The sequence below is a fragment of the Vibrio penaeicida genome, from assembly GCF_030689305.1.
In the GTDB taxonomy this organism is placed as follows: Bacteria; Pseudomonadota; Gammaproteobacteria; order Enterobacterales; family Vibrionaceae; genus Vibrio; species Vibrio penaeicida_B.
Genome location: NZ_JAUYVM010000009.1, coordinates 229,798 through 250,889, shown reverse-complemented (window position 1 = coordinate 250,889; position 21,092 = coordinate 229,798). Strand labels below are relative to the sequence as shown.

At 42.0% G+C, this 21,092-nt stretch carries 18 protein-coding genes; 10 read left to right on the top strand and 8 right to left on the bottom strand.

Features of this window, described 5'->3' with window-relative positions; all coding sequences use genetic code 11:
- Nucleotides 1–439: 439 nt before the first annotated feature.
- Nucleotides 440–1,708: an outer membrane protein transport protein gene (locus Q8W40_RS16325; protein WP_305398721.1), complete on the top strand. Its 1,269-nt coding sequence runs from the start codon at nucleotides 440–442 to the stop codon at nucleotides 1,706–1,708.
- A gap of 127 nt (nucleotides 1,709–1,835) precedes the next feature.
- Here the strand turns inward: Q8W40_RS16325 and Q8W40_RS16320 are convergent, their stop codons facing one another.
- Together Q8W40_RS16320 and Q8W40_RS16315 are read right to left on the bottom strand one after the other, a co-directional pair.
- On the bottom strand, nucleotides 1,836–3,086 hold the full coding sequence (locus Q8W40_RS16320; protein ID WP_305398719.1) for a DEAD/DEAH box helicase: 1,251 nt from the start codon (nucleotides 3,084–3,086) through the stop codon (nucleotides 1,836–1,838).
- Between the two features lie 143 nt (nucleotides 3,087–3,229).
- Nucleotides 3,230–3,817, bottom strand: a complete 588-nt coding sequence (locus Q8W40_RS16315) for an acyl carrier protein phosphodiesterase (RefSeq protein WP_305398717.1) — start codon at nucleotides 3,815–3,817, stop codon at nucleotides 3,230–3,232.
- Nucleotides 3,818–4,249: 432 nt separating this feature from the next.
- Here Q8W40_RS16315 and Q8W40_RS16310 point away from each other — a divergent pair, with 432 nt between their 5' ends.
- Nucleotides 4,250–5,458 carry an aromatic amino acid transport family protein gene (locus tag Q8W40_RS16310; protein WP_305398715.1) on the top strand — a complete coding sequence of 403 codons (1,209 nt, stop codon included), beginning with the start codon at nucleotides 4,250–4,252 and terminating at the stop codon, nucleotides 5,456–5,458.
- Between the two features lie 537 nt (nucleotides 5,459–5,995).
- Here Q8W40_RS16310 and Q8W40_RS16305 read toward each other — a convergent pair.
- The 3 genes from Q8W40_RS16305 to Q8W40_RS16295 form a co-directional block, all read right to left on the bottom strand.
- The gene (locus tag Q8W40_RS16305; protein ID WP_305398713.1) at nucleotides 5,996–6,685 is read right to left on the bottom strand and encodes an HAD-IA family hydrolase; all 690 of its coding nucleotides are present in this window, start codon (nucleotides 6,683–6,685) and stop codon (nucleotides 5,996–5,998) included.
- A gap of 171 nt (nucleotides 6,686–6,856) precedes the next feature.
- The gene (locus tag Q8W40_RS16300; protein WP_305398712.1) at nucleotides 6,857–8,668 is read right to left on the bottom strand and encodes an HD domain-containing phosphohydrolase; all 1,812 of its coding nucleotides are present in this window, start codon (nucleotides 8,666–8,668) and stop codon (nucleotides 6,857–6,859) included.
- A gap of 62 nt (nucleotides 8,669–8,730) precedes the next feature.
- Entirely contained in the window at nucleotides 8,731–9,384 is a 654-nt protein-coding gene (locus tag Q8W40_RS16295) for a flavodoxin (RefSeq protein WP_305398711.1), read from the bottom strand.
- 125 nt (nucleotides 9,385–9,509) lie between these two features.
- Here Q8W40_RS16295 and Q8W40_RS16290 point away from each other — a divergent pair, with 125 nt between their 5' ends.
- Both Q8W40_RS16290 and Q8W40_RS16285 read left to right on the top strand, forming a co-directional pair.
- A complete protein-coding gene (locus tag Q8W40_RS16290) occupies nucleotides 9,510–9,986 on the top strand; it encodes a CreA family protein (RefSeq protein ID WP_305398709.1) in 477 nt (158 codons plus the stop codon).
- Between the two features lie 119 nt (nucleotides 9,987–10,105).
- Nucleotides 10,106–11,410, top strand: a complete 1,305-nt coding sequence (locus Q8W40_RS16285; protein WP_305398707.1) for an inosine/guanosine kinase — start codon at nucleotides 10,106–10,108, stop codon at nucleotides 11,408–11,410.
- Nucleotides 11,411–11,494: 84 nt separating this feature from the next.
- On the opposite strand, the gene Q8W40_RS16280 is transcribed toward Q8W40_RS16285, so the two are convergent.
- Nucleotides 11,495–12,754: an MDR family MFS transporter gene (locus Q8W40_RS16280; protein WP_305398705.1), complete on the bottom strand. Its 1,260-nt coding sequence runs from the start codon at nucleotides 12,752–12,754 to the stop codon at nucleotides 11,495–11,497.
- Between the two features lie 363 nt (nucleotides 12,755–13,117).
- On the opposite strand from Q8W40_RS16280, the gene Q8W40_RS16275 reads away from it, so the two are divergent.
- From Q8W40_RS16275 to Q8W40_RS16250, 6 genes are all read left to right on the top strand, one after another.
- Nucleotides 13,118–13,939, top strand: a complete 822-nt coding sequence (locus tag Q8W40_RS16275) for a PhnD/SsuA/transferrin family substrate-binding protein (protein WP_305398703.1) — start codon at nucleotides 13,118–13,120, stop codon at nucleotides 13,937–13,939.
- Between the two features lie 5 nt (nucleotides 13,940–13,944).
- Nucleotides 13,945–15,618 carry a HAMP domain-containing sensor histidine kinase gene (locus Q8W40_RS16270; RefSeq protein WP_305398701.1) on the top strand — a complete coding sequence of 558 codons (1,674 nt, stop codon included), beginning with the start codon at nucleotides 13,945–13,947 and terminating at the stop codon, nucleotides 15,616–15,618.
- A gap of 161 nt (nucleotides 15,619–15,779) precedes the next feature.
- Nucleotides 15,780–17,078, top strand: a complete 1,299-nt coding sequence (locus tag Q8W40_RS16265) for an HD domain-containing phosphohydrolase (protein WP_305398699.1) — start codon at nucleotides 15,780–15,782, stop codon at nucleotides 17,076–17,078.
- A 14-nt stretch (nucleotides 17,079–17,092) separates the two neighbouring features.
- Nucleotides 17,093–18,052 carry a sensor histidine kinase gene (locus Q8W40_RS16260; RefSeq protein WP_305398697.1) on the top strand — a complete coding sequence of 320 codons (960 nt, stop codon included), beginning with the start codon at nucleotides 17,093–17,095 and terminating at the stop codon, nucleotides 18,050–18,052.
- A gap of 133 nt (nucleotides 18,053–18,185) precedes the next feature.
- Nucleotides 18,186–18,725, top strand: a complete 540-nt coding sequence (locus tag Q8W40_RS16255) for a YaeQ family protein (protein WP_305398696.1) — start codon at nucleotides 18,186–18,188, stop codon at nucleotides 18,723–18,725.
- Nucleotides 18,725–19,270: a hypothetical protein gene (locus Q8W40_RS16250; RefSeq protein ID WP_305398695.1), complete on the top strand. Its 546-nt coding sequence runs from the start codon at nucleotides 18,725–18,727 to the stop codon at nucleotides 19,268–19,270. Before Q8W40_RS16255 ends, Q8W40_RS16250 begins: the two co-directional genes overlap by 1 nt.
- A 162-nt stretch (nucleotides 19,271–19,432) precedes the next feature.
- On the opposite strand, the gene Q8W40_RS16245 is transcribed toward Q8W40_RS16250, so the two are convergent.
- Both Q8W40_RS16245 and Q8W40_RS16240 read right to left on the bottom strand, forming a co-directional pair.
- Nucleotides 19,433–19,993, bottom strand: a complete 561-nt coding sequence (locus Q8W40_RS16245) for a sugar O-acetyltransferase (protein ID WP_305398693.1) — start codon at nucleotides 19,991–19,993, stop codon at nucleotides 19,433–19,435.
- Between the two features lie 156 nt (nucleotides 19,994–20,149).
- Nucleotides 20,150–21,064: a siderophore ABC transporter substrate-binding protein gene (locus Q8W40_RS16240; RefSeq protein ID WP_305398692.1), complete on the bottom strand. Its 915-nt coding sequence runs from the start codon at nucleotides 21,062–21,064 to the stop codon at nucleotides 20,150–20,152.
- Nucleotides 21,065–21,092 lie beyond the last annotated feature (28 nt).

Below are 21,092 nucleotides of genomic sequence, written 5' to 3'. Positions count from 1 at the left end.
TTGCAGCAATTTGTGGGTGATTTATACAAGGCAGAGCTCATTCGGTGTAGCACTCTACATCAATGAGCGATAACGCAGTAGAAATAAGCCACAAATGCTGCCCGAAGGGTTCGTTTCTATGCCTTTTACTCTTTGTTGCAAGGTATTTGCTTAGAATGACTAGGCGTCATACCTTGCGCCGCGATTAAAAGGCATAGAACTCGAACAAAATTTAACCACGAAAGGTCAACAGACCCTAGTGATTGCTTATATGGATGTAAATACATATACCCAAGTAACCTCAAACTTAGGGTGCAGAGCCTCATATTCTGATTCGGTTCTAGAAGAAGAACGTTGTGGAAATGGTCCGTCGTTTCCAACTTCTTTAACGAGCGGTGGAACAGAAGTTGAGATCCAAAGGGCGAGGTTACTTGGTTATATAAAATGACAAGGAGGTCATATGTTAAAAACAAATTCCCTGAATTCCTCAACTTTGAAGGCTTCACTCTTTATTGTATCTGTGCTGAGTTCAGGCATTGCCAACGCTGCAGGTTATCAAATTGCATTCGATTCGGTCAGCGGTCTAGGCAGAGCCTATGCGGGTGAAGCTGCCATTGGGGACAATGCGACCGCCATGGGCAGAAACCCGGCAACAATGGCACTATTCGAACAAGCACAGTTTTCGGGCTCATTGATCTATTTCGATGCGGCTATCGACGTTGTTGGATCGAGCAGTGCGCAATCTTCTAGTGATATTGTTCCTTCGCAAGTGATTCCCGCCAGTTACTACGTTCAGCCACTCAATGGTAAGTGGGCGTTCGGTATTGGTTTGTATTCCAATTATGGTTTAGGTACCGACTTAAAAGACACGTTTCAATCGGGAGATATTGCTGGCGATACATCAGTAAAATCCGTCAACATCAACCCTGCTCTATCATATCGAATCAACGACATTCTTAGTGTCGGTGCTGGGATAAGTTACATCTACGCAATGGGTAAAGCGACTCGCCATTTGGGAGACGGTGCATCTACTTTTGGCAAGCAAAGTACAGACAAGCTTCTTAGTTGGGAGGGTGATGGAGGTACGTTCGGGTGGAATATTGGTGCTCTTGTTGAGTTAGACGAAAACACACGCTTTGGTCTGTCTTATCGTGCGAGCTCTACCCCGAAGTTAAAAGGCGACTTTACTGACCATACACCGGGCGTTGTCGCGATTCCTGGTGGTGGAACCGTATCCAGCAGTGCTGCCGTGCCGCTACCAGCAACTTTTGAGTTTTCTGGCTACCACGATTTAAACGATACTTTCGCCATTCATTACAGCGCGCTATGGACAAACTGGAGCGAATATACTGAATTCAAAGCATCGGGAAGTGGTTGTACCGTTAATTCCGGAACGTGCTTCAGAAAACAAGAAAACTATAACGACAGCTGGCGCTGGGCGTTAGGAACCACCTATCGATTAGATCCGTCCGTACGTCTTCGTGCTGGGCTTGCGCTTGATAAAAAAGCTGGAGACACAACATTAAGCATCCCAGATCAAGATGCTATTTGGTACACCGCAGGCATGGAGTACCAATACTCGGCTGATTGGTCTTTTGACTTTGGGCTTGCTTACATGGATCGCTCTACTGAAAAATTCACTGAGAGCAGCTTATTTGCCAGTAATCATAATTATGAGATGAAAGGGCATCTGGTCATTGTCGGCATGCAAGCCAATTATAAGTTTTAATGCGAAAAGCTGTGTTTGCTTGATTCGTCTTATACTCAAGTGACGTCAAGATACTTTGTTCTTTAGGTCTGCTTATTTTCACGGTGACATCGCCATAATCCGATGACACCGTAAGAAGTAATCAGACCTATTTCTTGGATTTCCCACGACCTTTGTGAATATTCATTTTTGCTTTCATTTTACGTTTTTCTGCACTTCGACTTTGGCGCTTTCTTGGTTTGTCTTCTGAAAGATCTTCAACCAAGCTAGGTTCAAAGCCCGCTAACCACTCTTGCGGTAAACGCTTATCCAGCAGGCTCTCAATGGCTTTGAGCAAGTATTCTTCGTCTCTACTCATTAGTGAAATAGCGAAACCATCACTACCCGCACGGCCCGTTCTTCCGATTCTGTGAATGTAGTCTTCTGCTTTGTAAGGCATATCATAATTCACGACTTGCTCTAACTGGTGAATATCCAAACCTCTGGCTGCTACGTCTGTCGCTATCAGCGCTCTGACCTTTCCAGATTTAAAGTCATCCAATGCTTTTTGTCTTGCGCCTTGGCTTTTGTCTCCATTGATAGACGCTGCTTTGATTCCATCCAATTTTAGCTCTTTCACCAGTGAGTCTGACCCCTCTCGGGTTTTAGTAAACACCAACACTTGTTGCCAGTTTCGTGATCCAATCAAATAGGCCAGTAGTTCAGCTTTGCGCTTTTTATCTACTGGGTAGACCATCTGTTTTACAGTTTCAGCCGTTGAATTGCTTGGCGTAACCTGAACCTCTTCAGGATCGGTGAGTATCTTGTAAGCGACCTTTTTTACATTGCCGGCAAAAGTAGCAGAGAAAAACAACGTTTGACGAGCATTATTCAGCTTGCGGAGTATTCGCTGAATATCGGGCATGAAACCCATATCTAGCATGCGATCGGCTTCATCCAGAACAAGCACTTCCGTCTCAGTAAGCTGGATGTTTTTCGTAAAGACATGATCCAGAAGTCTTCCCGGGGTCGCCACCAATATGTCTACCCCACCTTTTAGATTGTCCGTTTGCACTCGCATACTCGTACCGCCATAAACGGCAAGTACTTTTATATCCAGCTCTTCAGCGTAATCGGTTAGGTTATCCAGAACTTGCTGCGCGAGCTCTCGCGTTGGCACCAATACCAACCCACGTACGAGTTTGTCTTTTAGTGGCTTGGGGCTTTCGATGAGTCGCTGAATGATGGGTAAACCATAAGCGGCGGTTTTACCAGTTCCCGTCTGCGCCCCTGCCAGTACATCTTTCCCTTGAAGAACAAGCGGTATAGCGCGCTCTTGAACAGGTGTTGCCTCTTTGAAGTTGAGTTTAGAAAGGCGAGTAAGAATGGCTGGCTGTAAGCCGAGTTGTTCGAAAGACATGGTTTACAAAATCCGGGAGCAGTAACAAGAAGCGCGGATTGTATACCCAAAATGCCTAAAGATGCTAGCGACAAGCTTTCAGGCTCGTATGCTCTTAAGTTTCTCAAGATCTCAGAATACTTGATTCTATGAAGGCAAGCTGGCTACAAAGCTTCGAAGAACTGCTTTGATTGAGCTAGAACATCAGGGTAAAGCGTGTCAAATGCTTCAATAAGTGGATCATATTGTTGAGCCAGCACTTGCGAGCAAAGACTCAGCTTTTCTAGCTTTGGTCGGCGCATTGCCATTCGCGATAACGCAAACTGGATGTTTTCAAGATCCGCATAAGATTCCATCCATCGACCTTCCCACATATGTGAAGACATGGTGACAAAACGCGAAGGCAGCGTGCTAGGCTGGGTTCGTTTAATGAGATGCTCCGAATATGAGCAAAATTGTTGGAGTGATTGACTATGATGCTCTTCCCATCGATTCGCTAAGCAATGATCCCAGAACATGTCCAGTGCAATGGGTGCATAGCGACGCAGTTCTGAAGGGAAAAGTGGTTTTAGCGATTTAACCAAGTGATGTGTGTCGGTATACGAATCAACAAATCGGTGAAGCTTGATGCCATCGACAATGTCTTTGTTATAGCGACCTTCAGGAGACCCTTTGACAAAGTCCCCTAACAAGTTTCCTAACAAATTGCTTTTACAATGATCGGCAATATGGAGGTGGGCGAGGTAGTTCATGAATAGGAAGTGGTTACTGAGCGATCAGCATTCGTCTTCCGCTAATTCTTCCAGTAAGTAGCTTGATAAGTTTAGCCCGATCTCCATTGCGTCTAGAAACTCTAGGCACTCTTCATCATTACGTTCTTCAATCATACATTTTCCTCTCAATGGGAATTTACTACATACGCGTTTATCAATTAGCTATATATCAATAGACCGGAAATTCATATTAAAATTCGTTGCTGCTTCAATGAAATTTTGACTCACCTCTAGAAATCGCCACCAAACACAAATGTAAAGTTTAATTTACAAACACAGTTTACTTTAGTTTACATACATATTTGCATCATTAAGCACGTTCTGGCACAGTCCTAAAAATCTAATAAAGTAGGTTATTTCATCATTTCTGACTGCTCTGCTTTCCCTTAAAATACTAAGTTGTACAAATAAATGAACACTCAAAAATCTCGCATCTTTGGCAGTACTTTAATTATTGCCGGGACAACGATTGGAGCAGGAATGTTAGCCCTGCCCCTTGCATCAGCAGGTATTGGCTTTTTGGCGTCGTTGGTCATCATGTTTTTCATATGGCTATTAATGGTCTACACCGCACTTCTTATGTTGGAAGTACACCAATTTGCTGGTCATGATGCCACTCTTCATACACTTGCCGAGCAATTCCTTGGGCAAAGAGGGAAATGGGTGGCCAGTTGTGCGATGCTATTTTTGTTTTATGCACTTTGCGCAGCCTACATTGCTGGCGGTGGTGGGCAATTTCATCAACGCTTAGTATCCACTATGAGTTTTTCAGTCAGCCAAGAGGCGTCGACGGTTCTGTTTACGGTTCTCGTAGCGGCGATCGTCACCATGGGCACAGCGTCTGTCGATAAGATTAACCGAGTATTGTTTTCCGTAAAAATCATCGCAATGGGCGTGGCTTTATACGTTCTGGCGCCTGGGATAAATACGGGTTACTTGGTGAATATGCCTTTGCAGCAGGGCTTATTAATTTCTGCACTTCCAGTTATTTTTACATCATTTGGTTTTCACGGCAGTATTCCGGCAATCGTAAAATACTTAAATAAAGACATAAAAGGCTTAAGGGTAGCGCTGATCATTGGGGCATCTTTACCTTTACTTTTATACATACTCTGGCAAATTTCGACGCTGGGTGTTTTAAGCCAGAGCGATCTTGCCAATCAAAGTGGGTTAAGTGCGCTTATGGTTTCGCTTACCGATGCTTCTCAATCTGGCGCCATCAAAAGCGCCATTGCTGTATTTGCTGACCTAGCGCTGCTAACGTCATTCTTGGGCGTCAGTTTGGGGTTATTTGAGTTTTTGGGGGACAGTCTTAAATCGGTCGTCAAGGAATCGAGAATCCGGACAGCGGCTATTACATTTATCCCACCGATGGCATTTGCTTTGTACTATCCCCAAGGTTTCATTATGGCATTGGGGTATGCGGCAATTGCACTTGTTGTGCTCGCTATTTTCCTTCCTGTCAAAATGGCTCATAAAGCGCGGAAAATTCACTCAGAAGAGTTTGAGTATAAAGTAGCAGGAGGCTCGTTAAGCCTTGCTATATGTACGACAGCCGGTATCGTCATTATTACTACGCAGCTTCTGATTTCTTTCGGATTTTTAGCATCCACTGGATAGATTTCGATCACAAACGCTTGCAAACTGATTTCATTTTGCAAGCTAGATCGCTGTTTTTATCAAACTACATTCAAAAAATTTGAATCTTGGCGCACTTCCAAGTGAATCTGGTAACATATCGGAAACGCAAATAGATTTCTAAAAACTCGACTGCTATATTCAAAAACGTTGTTGCAGCAAGCGGTTAATGCAACCCAAACCTTTTTTGTGTGACGTTACTTCCAGTTTATAGTGAGGTTGATATGCCGTTGAAATTTTTAAGCTTCACTCCAGTCCAATATGAAACAAAACCTGTTTGTTCCTGCCCACATTGTGGCAGTGAAGATTATTTGATTTCTGAAAATGGAAAAACGTTAATTTGCGAACAGTGCGGAAAGGTTTCGAAGGAAGAGACTCCTGAAGAGAGAAACCCTGAAACAGTGCATTAATGAAGATGCAATAATCAGTTAGACCGATTTAAACAAGGCACCGAAAGGTGCCTTTTTGCTATTAGATTAAATTGAAACACAGAGAATTAGAGCTGATAGGATTTTCCATTTAAAGTGCAGAAAAATTCAAATTAAACTGAGGATCTCTTTCTTCCAGCGATTTTAGCAACTCTTCTATGTTGGATATGGTGTGCACCAGTTCATGATCGACTTGATACTCTGGCTGACTCGGGCGGTAATAGTACGTTTGCATCCTCGCTTTTATACCCGCTTCCACCCCTTTAAGGGTGTCATCAACATAAATACACTCTTTTGGAGAAACTCCCATATTTAACGCTGCATAAAGCAATAGATCAGGTTCTGGTTTCCAGCTGTTTGCATCAAATGCACTGTAAATAGAGTTGTGGAAGAAGCCATCTAGATTCGTGAGCTCAAGGGCATGCGAAATTCTGTCGCTTTCGCTGTTAGACGCTATACAGACGTTTATACCCATTTGCTGCAGCTGTTTCAGCAGGTAGCTAGCTCCCTTTACAGGCTTAAGCTTAGCTTCATACAAAGACTGCTTTCTATCTCTATACAAAGGCTCGAGCAAGTCGAGAGATAAATTGCAATTTAAGCGATGGCAAGTTTCAGACAAGATATCCGCAGGCTTTCCGCCTTGAAAATGATTGAGGCAATCTTCAAGTGATATAGGCTTATTAAAATGGGCGAAAACATCGACAATCGCCTGACAGCATAATGTTTCACTATCAACCAAGGTGCCTTCACAATCAAAAATAACGCAACGTATTTTATCCATATTCCACCCAACTCCTCTGAGAGAAATTTCAGTGTTGTACAGACATTCTTTTTTGAAAAGATCAATTGACCAAAACTGCTATTAACAACGTGAGTTTCTATCTAAAGTGGCATCTTGATCACGATGCTTATGATTATGTATATCGCTGTCTTGTTTAAGTGTGATTGTCGACTATATGGCATGCTCTAAAGGAACAACATTATCAGAATGATATCGGCGTAAATCTATAAATTCTTCTATGTTTTCAATAAGTAACATGCAAATTTCTGGATCAAACTGTTTCCCGCATTTTTCCATAAACAGCTCTTTTACTTCAGAAACATGCCATGCACTTTTATAACACCGCTGGCTCAAAAGCGCATCGAATACGTCTGCGATTGCCGTGATCCTTGCGTAGATATGAATGTCCTTACCCTTCTTACCATTTGGGTAACCATTGCCGTCCCAATGCTCGTGATGTTCCAGAGCAACAACAGCCGCAAGCGCCATAACGTCCCCGTCTGATGAATTGAGCAAGTTGAACCCACTTATTGTATGAGTCTTCATCAATTGCCATTCTTGTTCAGTCAGTTTCCCTGGTTTGTCCAATATCGCTTCTGGAATGGCTATTTTACCTACATCGTGCATTGGGCTAATGACTTCTAGTAGATCGCATTCCGATTTATCCAAACCGTAAAGTTGAGCAAGCTTACTAGAAAGGCTTGCAACGCGCTTTACGTGGTTACCTGTTTCACCAGAACGAGATTCAATTGCTTCGCCTAAGATATAAATCATGTCTTTTTGAACATTAAGCGTCTTGTTCTGCAATTCATAAATTTTCCTGTTCTTATTCGCTAGCTCTCTTTTTTGCCGGATTGAAACTGACTGCATCGCTATGATGACGACTAATACAGCAATGATACTCCCCGAGATGAATAGTATTCGTAGGTTTGCTTCGACAAACGAAGTGGGCTTATTCACTATTTCTGCGCGCTTGGGCAGCATGAATTTTGAAATATTAAACCTTTCAAGCGCTGCGTAATTGAATAGATCTTGATACGGTTTTGAATCGGGAAGAGACTGAGACAGCAAAAGTGGTAGCTCTTTGCTTAGCAGCTTAACGGCATATATACCCAAAGAATACGGATCTTGCACGCGACCACCAAGAATGTCGCCTTTTATGTTGTGCCTCCAGAGAACGAATACTGGAGCGGAACTAGAATGGCTGACTTTTCTCGCGATTTTGTCGTAGCTATGGAACACGCCACTTTCTAATTCACTATTAAAGTGTGTTAACAGAACTGCATCATCCTCAGACGCACGAATTAGGACTTTTTGTGCTTGTTCTAGTGTTTCCGCAGTCAGTTCAACAAGTTCAATACTCTTAAACGGACGAATATGCGCTTTTATTTCATCTCTAACAATTGACGACGTCATACTGTTATCAGAAAGAAGATACAACTTTTTAATATTTGGTCTTATTTTTATAATTAATTTAATATTATCCAATATATTATCTTCTTCGTATACAATATGTACCGCTTCAGATAAAGAAGTTAAAGATGCATTTTTATCATTAATACCAATAGCAACTATCGGCACGTTTTTTACAAGCTCACTGTCAAAGCCTTTAATAAATCTAAGCGCTCTATCATCACTTACAATAATCCCATCAAAGTGATAATTTTCATATTTAAGATTAAGAAATAGTTTAAACGATTCATAATATGATTTTTTATGAATACGTTTTGAATCTAGATATTCGATGGAAGGGGCAACGAGAGTGTTGCTGTGTTTAAACGCCGTATTGATGCCTTGCTGAATATCCGCTGTCCACTCATAAGAGGGATCGTATGAATGCAATATAAGAATGTGCTGTGAATGCTCTACCCTTTCGGCGGCAAGCTTTACCTGCTCTGAGGTTATCCGCTCATTTGCAAAGAGCTGAGCAGAACCCAAGCAGGTTAAATAGGTCAACAACGTCAGTAAGAAAGAGCATTTCATAAGCCAATAGTGCATATTTTTGCAAAACTATGCGAAACATATCACATAAAGAAAAGCACTGTCTATGAAGTAATCAAATGAGATTCGTGGTGTTCAACTAAGTATTTATCAATGTCAAAATTATTATCTGTAAAATTAACAATTTGCTGAACAAAGTTAAGGTAGCTTCCTTTTTCCTCATTCAACAAATATATGTCGGATATCAATATTCCCCTATCAAAGATAGTTCCTAAAGCACATCCAATGGGCTCGCCATTCTTAAAGCCGATAACAATGGGAAAATCTGGTTCTAATATTATTTGGGTTAGAAATTCAATAATGAGAGATTGAGATTCTTTATCTTCCCAGTGATTGGAATATAACGTTGCGAAACAGATCGTCAGGCGGTGGAAATCGACGATAAACAGATCGTCGGCCACGTTACTAACAAATGAGTCATCTACCGATTCTGTGCTGTAAGTTTTGTTAGATTGAAAGTGCTTGTAGAGTTTACGCCCTGCCAAACTTTCTTTTGTTGGATACTTTACGTCAACCTGCGAGTACAACCACTGATTTTTTCTTTCTACTAATGCTTGATGTTCTTCGTTTTGATTACTCAAATGCTTGTGCCTTTTCCCCAAGGTTGCGCCAATGCAGGAATTGCAAGCGCCTCTGGGTGATGAACTACATGGAGAGAGCATACAGACCACCACCAGCAACCACAATAACTTATGCACCCTAGCTTCCTTTAACGTGTTCAAAAAGCGGTACTGGTTAGCCTTATGGGCATATATTACTCGCAGGAATCCGCTTAATGTTGTAGGTTGATGGATAACTAATGGTTAAATAATTGGGATCTAATATGTTGAAAAAACTTGCGATTGTTCCCCTACTCGCTTTGGGTTTAACGGCGTGTGATAGTAGCGACGAAGTCGGTGATGTAGGGCTGGGCTGGTTCACCATGAAAGACATTAAGTTGAATACATGGGTTGATCCTGTTGTTACAGGGGTTACCTGTCATGTTGCGAGTATAGAAGCAGATTTAAGCCTATCGGATCCAAGTGACAGCTCGATTTCATGCCGCCAAACGGGCGATATTACACCTGAGATGATCGCACAAATTGATAAGTCAAAATCGGGTGAAGTGGTATTTAAAAAATCAAAAAGTATCTTTTTCAAAAGCATGAAGATTCGACGTATTTTTGATCCAAACACTCAGACCTTGATGTACCTTTCCTATTCAACAAAGGAAACGACAGGTAGCTTCAAGCACAGTTTATCGACCGTTCCGCTTTGGGGAACAAAGGCATTTGTTGAAAAAACCGATATTCAGCAATAAAAAGAAACACCTGTAGAGGTTACCCCAAGCGGAGATTCAACCTTCTCAACTTGGGGTGACTTGAGTTTTAATTTTGTGTAGAATCCGCGCTTCGTTTTTCAAATGTCGCTTGTATCAGCATGAAATTTCCCGGTCAGCGTAAGTCCAAACACTATTTCCCTACCCATTCTCGTGATCCACTTGTTAATCAGATTCGCCAAACACCAAAATTAAGTCGTCCTACCATTATTGGTGTCGGTCAAACCATTGTGGATATCGAAGCGAGAGTTGATGATGACTTTCTTGAACGCTATGAATTAAGCAAAGGTCACTCTCTGGTACTGGAAGAGCAAAAAGCAGATGCTTTATACCGCGAATTGACCGAGAAAAACCTGATTACTCATGAGTACCCGGGCGACACTATCGGTAATACACTTCACAATTACTCTGTGCTGGCAGACAGCAAATCTGTTCTGTTAGGTGTAATGAGCAAAAACATCGAAGTGGGTTCTTACGCTTATCGCTACCTGTGTAATACGTCTTCTCGCATGGATTTGAATTACCTTCAAACGGTAGATGGTCCTATTGGTCGTTGCTACACATTGATCTCTGATGACGGTGAACGCACGTTTGCATTGAACGTCGGTCAAATGAATCAGTTGTCACCTGAAAGCATTCCTGAAAAAGTATTCAAAAAGTCAGCCGCGTTGGTGGTTTCTTCTTACTTGATGAGAGGAGAGCCAACGGATCCAATGCCACAAGCGGTTCAGCGAGCGGTTGAACTAGCGAAGAAGCACGATGTCCCGGTTGTTCTAACCTTGGGAACGAAGTACGTCATCGAGGGTAACGAGACGTGGTGGCAAGAATACCTAAAAGAAAACGTCACTGTTGTTGCCATGAATGAAGATGAAGGTGAAGCACTGACTGGCGAAAAAGATCCTCTACTGGCGGCAGATAAGGCGCTTGAGTGGGTAGACCTTGTTTTGTGTACTGCTGGCCCTGTGGGCTTATATATGGCGGGGTATACAGAAGATGAGCGTAAGCGCGAAACAACCTTCCCATTGTTACCGGGCAATATTGCAGAATTCAACAAGTATGAATTTAGTCGCTCGATTAAAAAAGAAGAATGTCGTCACCCTGTAAAAGTGTACTCTCATATTGCGCCTTACCTAGGTGGTCCTCTTGAAATAAAGAATACCAACGGAGCAGGTGATGCCGCCCTTTCTTCTTTACTGCACGATATGGCTGCGAATCAGTATCACAAATCCAATGTGCCTAATTCGAGTAAACATGAACAGAACTTCTTAAGCTACTCTTCCCTCTCACAGATTTGTAAGTATGCCAACCGAGTGAGTTATGAAGTGCTTACCCAACATTCTCCTCGCTTAAACCGCGCATTACCAGAACGCGAAGACAGCTTGGAAGAGACTTACTGGGATAGATAGTTTCTGAATCCGAAATATAAAAACGAGAACAGTAAACGGGGCTTGAAGCCCCGTTTTTAGTTTTGATTTATTTTTAGTTTGGAATTAAGAATTAGCTAAGGACTCTTTTAGCGCTTCTTGCTTAGACGATCTGGCTTCCACCAGCTTATACAACCAAATCATCACACCACACAAACTAATGCAAAGTGCCCATAGCCAGTCAGCATCGAGTGTATCCAACATTGCTCCTCCAACAAGAGGTGCTATGGCGAAACCTAAAGAGTATATCGCTGCCGCTCCAAAGTAAGATCCCCTTAAATGTTCAGGTGCGAGCTGATCTATTTGCACGCTCAACGTTGGGAAGGCGATAACTTCACCGAGGCTGACAATGAAACAACCTAATGCCCAGCCAAGCACCCAATTTTCAGGTGTTAAGATAAAAGCGACTTGACCCAACCCCATTAAAAGCATGCCAATTCGTGTTCTCATGAATAATGGGAAACGCTCCATCAATTTAAGCATGGGGAACTGAAATACAATAATCGTAAGGGTATTCACTAATACTAGCGTAGCAATCAGTGTCGCCGCATCTGGCAGAGAACTTCTCACTAGTACTTGAGGTAAAGAGGATTCTAACTGAGCATAAACAAACATCATGATTACGTTGGCGATTAATAAGATTTGAAAGATTTTGTCGCGTGCGATGACTTTCACCGTTGCTTTAAAATCAGGCACCTCCCCACCCTCGCTTTGTGTTGTTTCAGGGCAACGCAAAAAACTTAACCACAACCAAGCGCCGAATATTAGGTATGTAATCCCTGTAACAATAAAGAGTTGCTGTGGAGCAGCGAGTGCTAACGTAATGCCGATAAGTGGCCCGATAGCGCCACCAAGATTGAGCACAAAGTAACGAATATTGAGTGCAAGCTCGCGATCTTTAACATCACTTAAATTATCGCCAATTACCGCTTTGGCTGGAGCTTCAATCATAGGTCGCATCAACCCACACAGAGTGAGGAGTACAAAAAACTGCCAAATTTCATTCGCGACACCTATACCGCTGTATGCGAGTGCCGCGATAGCGCTGCCAGCGATCATGACCCATTTTCGCCCAAACTTATCAGAAAGGTACCCCGAATAAAGCCCAGTAAACACACCAACTAATCCGGAAGCAGCAAGCATCCCACCTACTTCTAGGGCTGTCGCATTATAATCTTGATATAGGAAAACAATTAAATAAGGCCAAGCCATAAAATAGCTGGTTCTTGCCAACAACGTGCCACTAAGGACTGTCCAGATAGTGAAGTTAAACCGTTGAATTCGTTGCCACTTAAATAAACTTTCCTGACTGCCTTTTTCCCCCATTACACTTCCTTTTGATAAATACCGTTCCAATTACTTAAGTCTGTTGCCGTTTCCAGGCCGCATATCCAATCCAGCACCTAAGCTCATCCTCTGTTAAAAGGAATCATTCTTTGTGCGTGGACTCAGTATCATGGATTCTAGCGTTCCATCAAAGAAACATATGAGTATTTATTTTCACAATTTAGTTGTATATCAACAGATTCCACTATGAACGTTATACGATGCTTCTAGCGGCTATTTTTTTACGAATAAAGCTCACAAATTGATTATTTTTCAATCAGGGTGGCGATTCAAATTTCCAATATCTGGGTTATGTCCTATTCTTTAGTTATTAGTGGGTTAGGAATATCAATAGGAAAAATAATGAATAAAACTCTTTGGCGATTACTTTCGGTACTTTTGGTTTTTCCATTACATGGCTACGCAGCGGAGATCTCATTTGGAATCGTCCCGCAACAATCCGCAAAAAAATTAGCAGCGAAGTGGGGACCTATTTTTCTCTACCTGAGTGATAAAACCGGTCATAACATCTCATTTTCTACGGCAAAAGACATTCCAACGTTCGAGAAAAGACTCTTGAGTGGCGAGTATGATATCGCCTACATGAACCCTTACCACTATACGGTTTTCAGCCAAAAGCCTGGGTATGAAGCGTTTGCTAAACAAGTCAATAAATCCATTAAAGGGATTGTTGTTGTTAGGAAAGACAGTGAGATTAAAAACCTCGCAGAGTTAAATGAACAACAATTGGCTTTTCCATCCCCTGCCGCTTTCGCTGCTAGTGTGTTACCACGTGCGAAAATGAATCTAGATGGCATTGCATTTACCCCCAACTACGTTTCATCTCATGATTCGGTTTATTTAGCTGTGTCGAAAGGCATATTCCCCGCTGGAGGAGGCGTATATAGAACATTCAATAATACCTCTCCAGAAGTAAGAGACTCACTAAAAGTTCTTTGGGATACCCCCGGATACACCCCCCACGCTTTTGCGGCATCGCCAAATTTAGATGCTGATATATTGGAAAGCATCTCCAAAGCCATGATAGAAATGACAAACGATCCGCTAGGTCAATCCTTACTTAAATCCATTAATTTTAAGGGAATTACACAGGCTGGCGACAAGGATTGGGATGACGTTAGATCGCTCGAAATCACATTACTTTCGCATCTACTGGAGCAGTAATCATTATGTCTCTTCGTCTTAAGACTATTTTCGGTGTCGCGTTAATTGAAGCAGTGCTTCTTGCACTGCTTGTAACCTTAACACTCGGATACCTTAAGACAACCAACCATGAAAGTTTGACTAAGCGCGCTGAGACAACAGTAAGTTTATTCGCAAGTACGGTTAAAGATGCGGTTCTGAGTTGGGATTTAGCCTCGCTTGAGTCCTTCACACAGGAACTAATGACCAACCCCGACTTACTCTACGTAAGAGTATTAGGCAAAGATGGTAAGCCACTTGCCGCACTGGGTGACGAAAAACTGATAAATCATTATTCAAGACCAGAAATGAGTGCCGAGCTAGTTACCGACGGTATTTTTGATGTCGCTCACCCGATAAAAGAAGCTGGAATTGTTTATGGCGATGTCCAAATTGGTTTGGATATGTCATCGCTAAACAAAAAAATAGAAGAGGCAAAGAAATGGAGCTTCTTTATCGTAATGGGTGAAATGGCACTTGTTGCACTTTTCTCATACGTTTTAGGGGCTTTTCTAACTAAACGACTCACCTATTTAGAAAAAGCAGCCGAGAGATTAGCGCGTGGTGAACGAAACATTACGGTTAACGATACAGGCAACGATGAGATTTCACACCTAGCTCAAGCTTTCAACACCATGGTGAGCAAATTAGTTAAATCGGAACAGACCAGTCAAAGCTATCAACAGCAGTTAGAGGCGCTTAACAGCTCGCTTGAAGCAACCGTAAAAAGCCGAACCGCTGAATTAAAGGCAAACAACGAACATTTGGTTGAAACCAATCGACAGCTAAAAGAGATGCAGGGAAAACTAATACAAAGCGAGAAGATGGCGTCTATCGGTACCATGGCCTCAGGCTTTGCTCACGAAATCAATAACCCTATAGGTACGGTCGACAGCAATATTCAAACCGCTTTAGAGTATTTGGACTGCTATAAAAACCTCGCAACTCTCCAGTTCACCATTATTAATGAAAAAGACAACGAACGTAGGAATCAACTCATTGCATCCCTAAGCGCTTGGGTAGAAAAGAATGATATGAGTTTTATAGAGCATGATTTTGGAGATACGCTACAAGACGCCTTAGCCAATACGCATCGAGTTCGAGATATTGTACAAGGGTTAAAAAGCTACTCTGTCTACCAAAAGGATTCGCCGCAGTCTGAGAACAACGTAGATGAAATCCTTAAGCAGTGTGTTGAACAAGTTAAATACGAGTACCCCTGCGAAACAACCATAGAAACGAAACTCGACAGTAATGCGTTGGTCTTTTGTAATCCAGCCGAACTCAAGCAAGCATTTAACGCCGTTCTGAAAAATGCTCTTCAATCTATGCTAGGGCGTTCAAAAGGTTGTGTCGAAGTGATCACTCATAACGAAGACAATTTTGTGAACATAACGATATCCGATGTTGGAGTGGGTATTGCTTCAAATCAGGTATCTCAGGTTTTTGACCCATTTTATTCAACGCGAAAAGTTGGAGATGGTACAGGGCTAGGGCTAACGTTAACCCACAACATAGTTGAGCAGCATAGCGGTACGATAGATGTTACCAGCCAACTGCATCAAGGCTCCCAAATTAAGATTCGCCTGCCTTCTGAAGCTTTAGCGAGCGATCTCAAAGAGACAGGCAATACGAGAACCAATATGAAAAATTTCCCATAGATACATGATTAACCTTGAAAATTAGATTGTTTACAGCCGAATAACAAAGCAGGAATCACCAATTAAAATCTAACTTGCTGAAATAAATTAGTTATTTAAATAGCACAGTTAATTGGCATACATATTGAATAAGAGTATCTGGAACTGAAATTGGAGGTGCCATGGACGACTTAAATGCACTTAACACAATTAGCAAACCCAAATTGGTTCTGCTCGATGACGAGGCAGATATACTTAAAGCGCTAACACGCGTACTTAGACGTGACTTTGAAATCCACCCATTTACAGAGCCCAGCGAAGCGCTTTCTTATCTTGAAGCACAAGAGGTCGCCATCATTGTTTCGGACATGAAAATGCCAGATATGGATGGTGCCACTTTTTTTGGTTACGCAAAAGACATTCAACCAGAAGCAGTTCGTATACTGCTGACGGGCTACAGTGACGTAGAAGATACCGTTCGAGCAATTAATGATGGTGGTGTGAGCACCTACCTGAGCAAACCTTGGGATAACGACAATTTACGCTTCACATTGCAACAATCTTTGGAGTTTTTTCGAGTTAAAGAGGAAAAAAATCGCTTAAGGAAAGAGTTAGAATCCAAAAATGATCAGCTGGCACAAGTCAATGTTGCGTTGGAAGAAAAAGTTGCCTTGCGGACAGAAGCATTACGTGAATCCAACGTGAAGTTAAAAAACACATTGAAAAGCCGATCTGGGCTTTTTAGAGATGTGCTCTCGTTAATCACTGGGCTTATTTCATTTAGAACAGGATGCAACGCACAAGATATTGAGAGAGTTGCTTATCAATCCAAACAAGTTGCAATCTTATATGGGCTGGATGAAGCCTATGTGAAACAAACGTATATGTGCGGAATCATGCACAAGCTTGGAATTATAGGGACCGACCAAGATGTTCATTTGGGTCAGAACTACCAGCAAAGTCATATTGCGCCTTCAAGTAACCCAGATCTTGGGGCAGAGCTTATTTCACAACTACCACGGTTCCAAAGCATTGCTTCTTTGGTTAGACACCAAGATGAGAACTTTGATGGCACAGGCTACCCTGGTCATATCAAAGGAAAAGATATTCCTATCGCCTCACGTATCCTTCGAGTTGTAAAAGACTATGACTATATGGTTGCAGGAGAAAATAACAAGATCCATAAATCCCCGTTTGCTGCTCAAAACTACCTCCAGTCAAACTCAGGAACAATATACGATAAAGAAGTAGTGAAAACGTTTGTACAAGTCCTCCAAGAACGACCGCAAGATGGCGTGCATGAAATCGAATACTGCGTTGGCGTTAATGAGCTTAACGTAGGGGATGTGTTGAAACGAGACGTTATGCTTTCCAATGGCTCAGCAATGTTAACGAGCGGTAGCGAAATCAATGAAGCAATGCTTAGACGTTTGATTGACTATGAACGCCACAACAATACAACACTTGCGTACTTCATATGACACGGAAAGTGCCTATGAAAAAAGAAGATTCAAATGAATGCTCTGACCTTGATTTTTTCAAGCGTGCTTATTTGCGAGAAAAGAAAATTCGTAAAGAAGCAGAGGCTCTGCTTGAAACGAAATCAAGGGAACTCTATCACAGCCTAAAATCGCTAGAAGAAACGCTGGACAACGTAAGTAAACTTCAGCATCAAATGGTGCACACCGAAAAAATGGCGGCGATTGGCCAGCTTGCGGCAGGTGTCACTCATGAAATCAATAACCCTGTAAGCTTTGCTCTATCGAACATAAAGCTTTTGAACGAGTACGTAAGCGATTTGATCAGCCTCGACCAACTCGCTATGCAAAGCAAAGAAGACGCTAATGACTTTAGCGCTTATATTGCGTATCGAGAGAAAATCGACATTAATCACTTAGCAGAAGACATCACCGAACTGTTGGCAGAAACAACACAGGGGTTGGAACGTATTCGAGAAATATCCCACAATTTCAAGAAAGCTTCACACAAAGGGACAACCGAACTCACCCCCATCGACATCAACGACAGCATTGAAACAGCGCTGAAAGTCGTCAACGGAGAAATTAAACATTCACTAACACTGAAAAAGAACCTTGATTATGTTCCTCAAGTCATGGGCTCCGCCACTCAATTACAGCAAGTGTTCATCAATTTATTCATCAATGCTAAACATGCTACACCTGATAAGGGTGAACTCACAGTAGTAACAGAGCCCATTGATATGGGAGACAAAGATTGGGTGAAAATAACGGTAAGAGACACGGGTAAAGGTATTCAACACGACGACTTAGTCCACATATTTGAACCCTTTTTTACAACAAAAGAGGTCGGAAAAGGCACAGGGCTAGGGCTTTCCATAACCTATGAGATTATAAAGCACCATAAGGGCTCTATAGAGGTGGCCAGCGAGCTAGATAAAGGCACAACCTTTACCATTCTTTTACCTGGTTTGTAATTGACTAACAAACAAGCCCTAGTACCAATAAATCAATATCTTGCCGTATTCTGAATTTAATTGAGATCTAAACTGCCCCTTTAGGTTACTTGGGTATACAATACCCTCATACCCTCTCTCAAAGACAAAAACTGTGGCTCTTAAACCTACCATTTACAAATTTCGTATCACGCTAACGGATATGAACAGAGATTATTACGACTCTTTGAACCTGACGATTGCTCAACACCCTTCTGAAAATGAACAGCGTATGATGGCGAGAGTCGTCGCATTTTGTTTGAATGCCCAAGAAGGACTTGAATTTACAAAAGGTCTTTCAAGCATTGAGGAACCAGATATCTGGCAGAAAAGCTTAGATGACCAAATCCAACTATGGATAGATGTCGGCGAACCTGATGTGGAACGAATCAAAAAATCCACACGCTTGGCAAAAAAAGTTCACGTATACAGCTTTAACACCAAGTCGAATGTTTGGTGGAATCAAAACCAAGGCAAGATAGGTATGTTAGATGCTTCTGTCACCCGATTCGATTGGGACGGTATTGAACAGCTCGCCTCTTTAGTCACTCGTACAATGGACTTATCTGTAATGCTTACAGGTAACTCTGTATTTGTTACCGCCGATAACGGTGATTGTGAGATTGTTTGGGAAACACTAAAAGACGCATCCTAATGACCAATCTCACTAAGATTTTAGCGTCTGCTGGCATGAACGAATTGACACTTTCAAGTGAAGACCAAGTCAGAAGCTGCAATATCATCAAAACATGCGATGCAATATTCAACCAAGCTTGTCAAAATAACCCAGAAAAAAGCCCTTTTGAAATGGCTCTTGGGACGCTAACAAAAGCTCAGATGGAACTGATGGCCAATATGGAAGCACAAGCCGATACGCTAAAAAGTATGGGTGACATTATTCAAAATACCTTAGGTAATGAGCATTCTGACAAATTCAGCGCTGAACTGCCGAAAGATCTACTTTGCTGTACGCGATTATGGTTAATGACCCAAGGCTATCTACAAATGGATTTCAGCCTAGCCAATGATCACGCTACTCACACCGGTGACGCGATTGCAAAGATAGAGAACGCCAATATCGAAAACACCCGTACCGAGTTGATGAAAGCCTTTTACATCGGTAAGTCTCACAATTCGGTGGTTGCGAAACATTCGGTATTTTCTAAGGTTTCTTCTTGGCTCTCGAAAATCTTTGGCTAACGTAAGTTTGCACCACCATATACATTCAGATTTGCCATGAAAAATCAAAAGGGAGCAAGCGCTCCCTTTTCTGTTTCTGTTTCTGTTTCCAAGATACAAAGAATACAAAGAATACAAAGCCTATACAGTTCCGCATTCCTATTCAGCTAAAGACATAAACAGTTATTGTTCGATTTTTCGAATAACCCGACAAGGGTTACCTGCAGCAACAACATTGCCAGGAATATCTTTTGTTACGACACTTCCAGCCCCAATTACAGAGTTATCTCCAATCGTGACGCCGGGGCAAATAATGCTGCCTCCCCCAACCCATACATTGTCACCAATACGAATTGGCTTCGCGTACTCTAAGCCCCTTGTTATCCGTGTTTTCACGTCCAAAGGGTGTGTCGCGGTATACACTTGTACACTTGGAGCAAACATGACGTTGTCACCAATTTCAACTGAATTGGCGTCCAAAATAGTACAACCAAAGTTAGCGTAAAAGTTCTCCCCCACCACAATGTTACTTCCATAATCACAGTAAAAAGGAGGTTCTAAATAAACCTCACCCTTCGCCTCGGGTAGCAGAGCTGCAATGGCATCTTGCCACTCTTTGCTATTTGGCAGACTCTGATTTAATTTTTGCAGCCAACGTCGACAAGCAATGCGCTCGCTGTGAATTTCATCATCCCAAGGCTCATACAAATCGCCCGCTAACATCTTCTCTTTTTCAGTGGTCATTCACTTACCTTCAATTTGAGGTTATTGAATTCATACTAGCCAAATCCCTAAATTCAAAAATAGGGCAAAATCAAAGGACAAAAAAAAAGACCGCATTTTGCGGTCTTTTTATACTTTTCTGCACCTTACTAATAGCAAGAACCTAGTTAATAACGATTAATTGTGTGCTTTCTTCATATCATCGATCATGATTTGAGTCGCAGTCACACCACTCGCCGAAATGTACCAAACAGGTGCACTAACATACGTAATGTTGTTGTTTTTGAACGCGTTGGTTTTCTTAATAAGAGCGTTATCAAGTTGCTTTCTCGCTTCACCTTTTGATGCACCGATTGCTTCATCACGATCTAAAACAATAAGTACATCTGGATTTGCCTTGGCAATAAACTCATAGCTAATGTTGTCGCCGTGTGACTTAGCTTTGATGTCTTTAACCGCTTGCTGGAAGCCGAATAACGTATGAATGTAACCATAGCGAGACTCTAAGCCAAATGCACCAATTTTGCCGCCACCAGTAATGATAGCTAACGCTTTAGCACCTGAATTCTTTGATAACTCTTGAAGTCCTTCGATTTGTCTTTGCTTATCTTGGATAAGCGCTTCTACGACGTCTTGTTTTTCAAAAACTTCGCCTAGCATGCGCCAAGCTTTCTTTGTTGAACCCCAGTAATCTTTTGAATCTGCTAAGAAAAGGATTGTAGGTGCAATTTTAGAAAGCTCCTCAATAGAGCCAGAACTACGGTTACTAACAATAATCAGATCAGGCTTCATACTGTAAATAGCTTCAAAATTAGGCTCGAACAATGACCCTGCTGCTTTATACTTATCGTCCTTATACTTGCTCAGATAAGTTGGCAAGTGCCCCTTCACAACCCCTACTGGTTCAATACCAATTGCATCAAGAACATCGAGGCTATCTTGACCTAAAACCACAACATTTTTAGGTTTAGACTCTAGGGTCGTCTTCCCCATTTGATGTTCAACAGTAATGGACTTTGCTGTTGCGACACTGGCAAACAATACACTTAATCCAATAAGTGCACTTTTCAGCAAGGTTTGCGATGTTTTCATTGTCTTTCCTTAATTCACTAATTCTAGT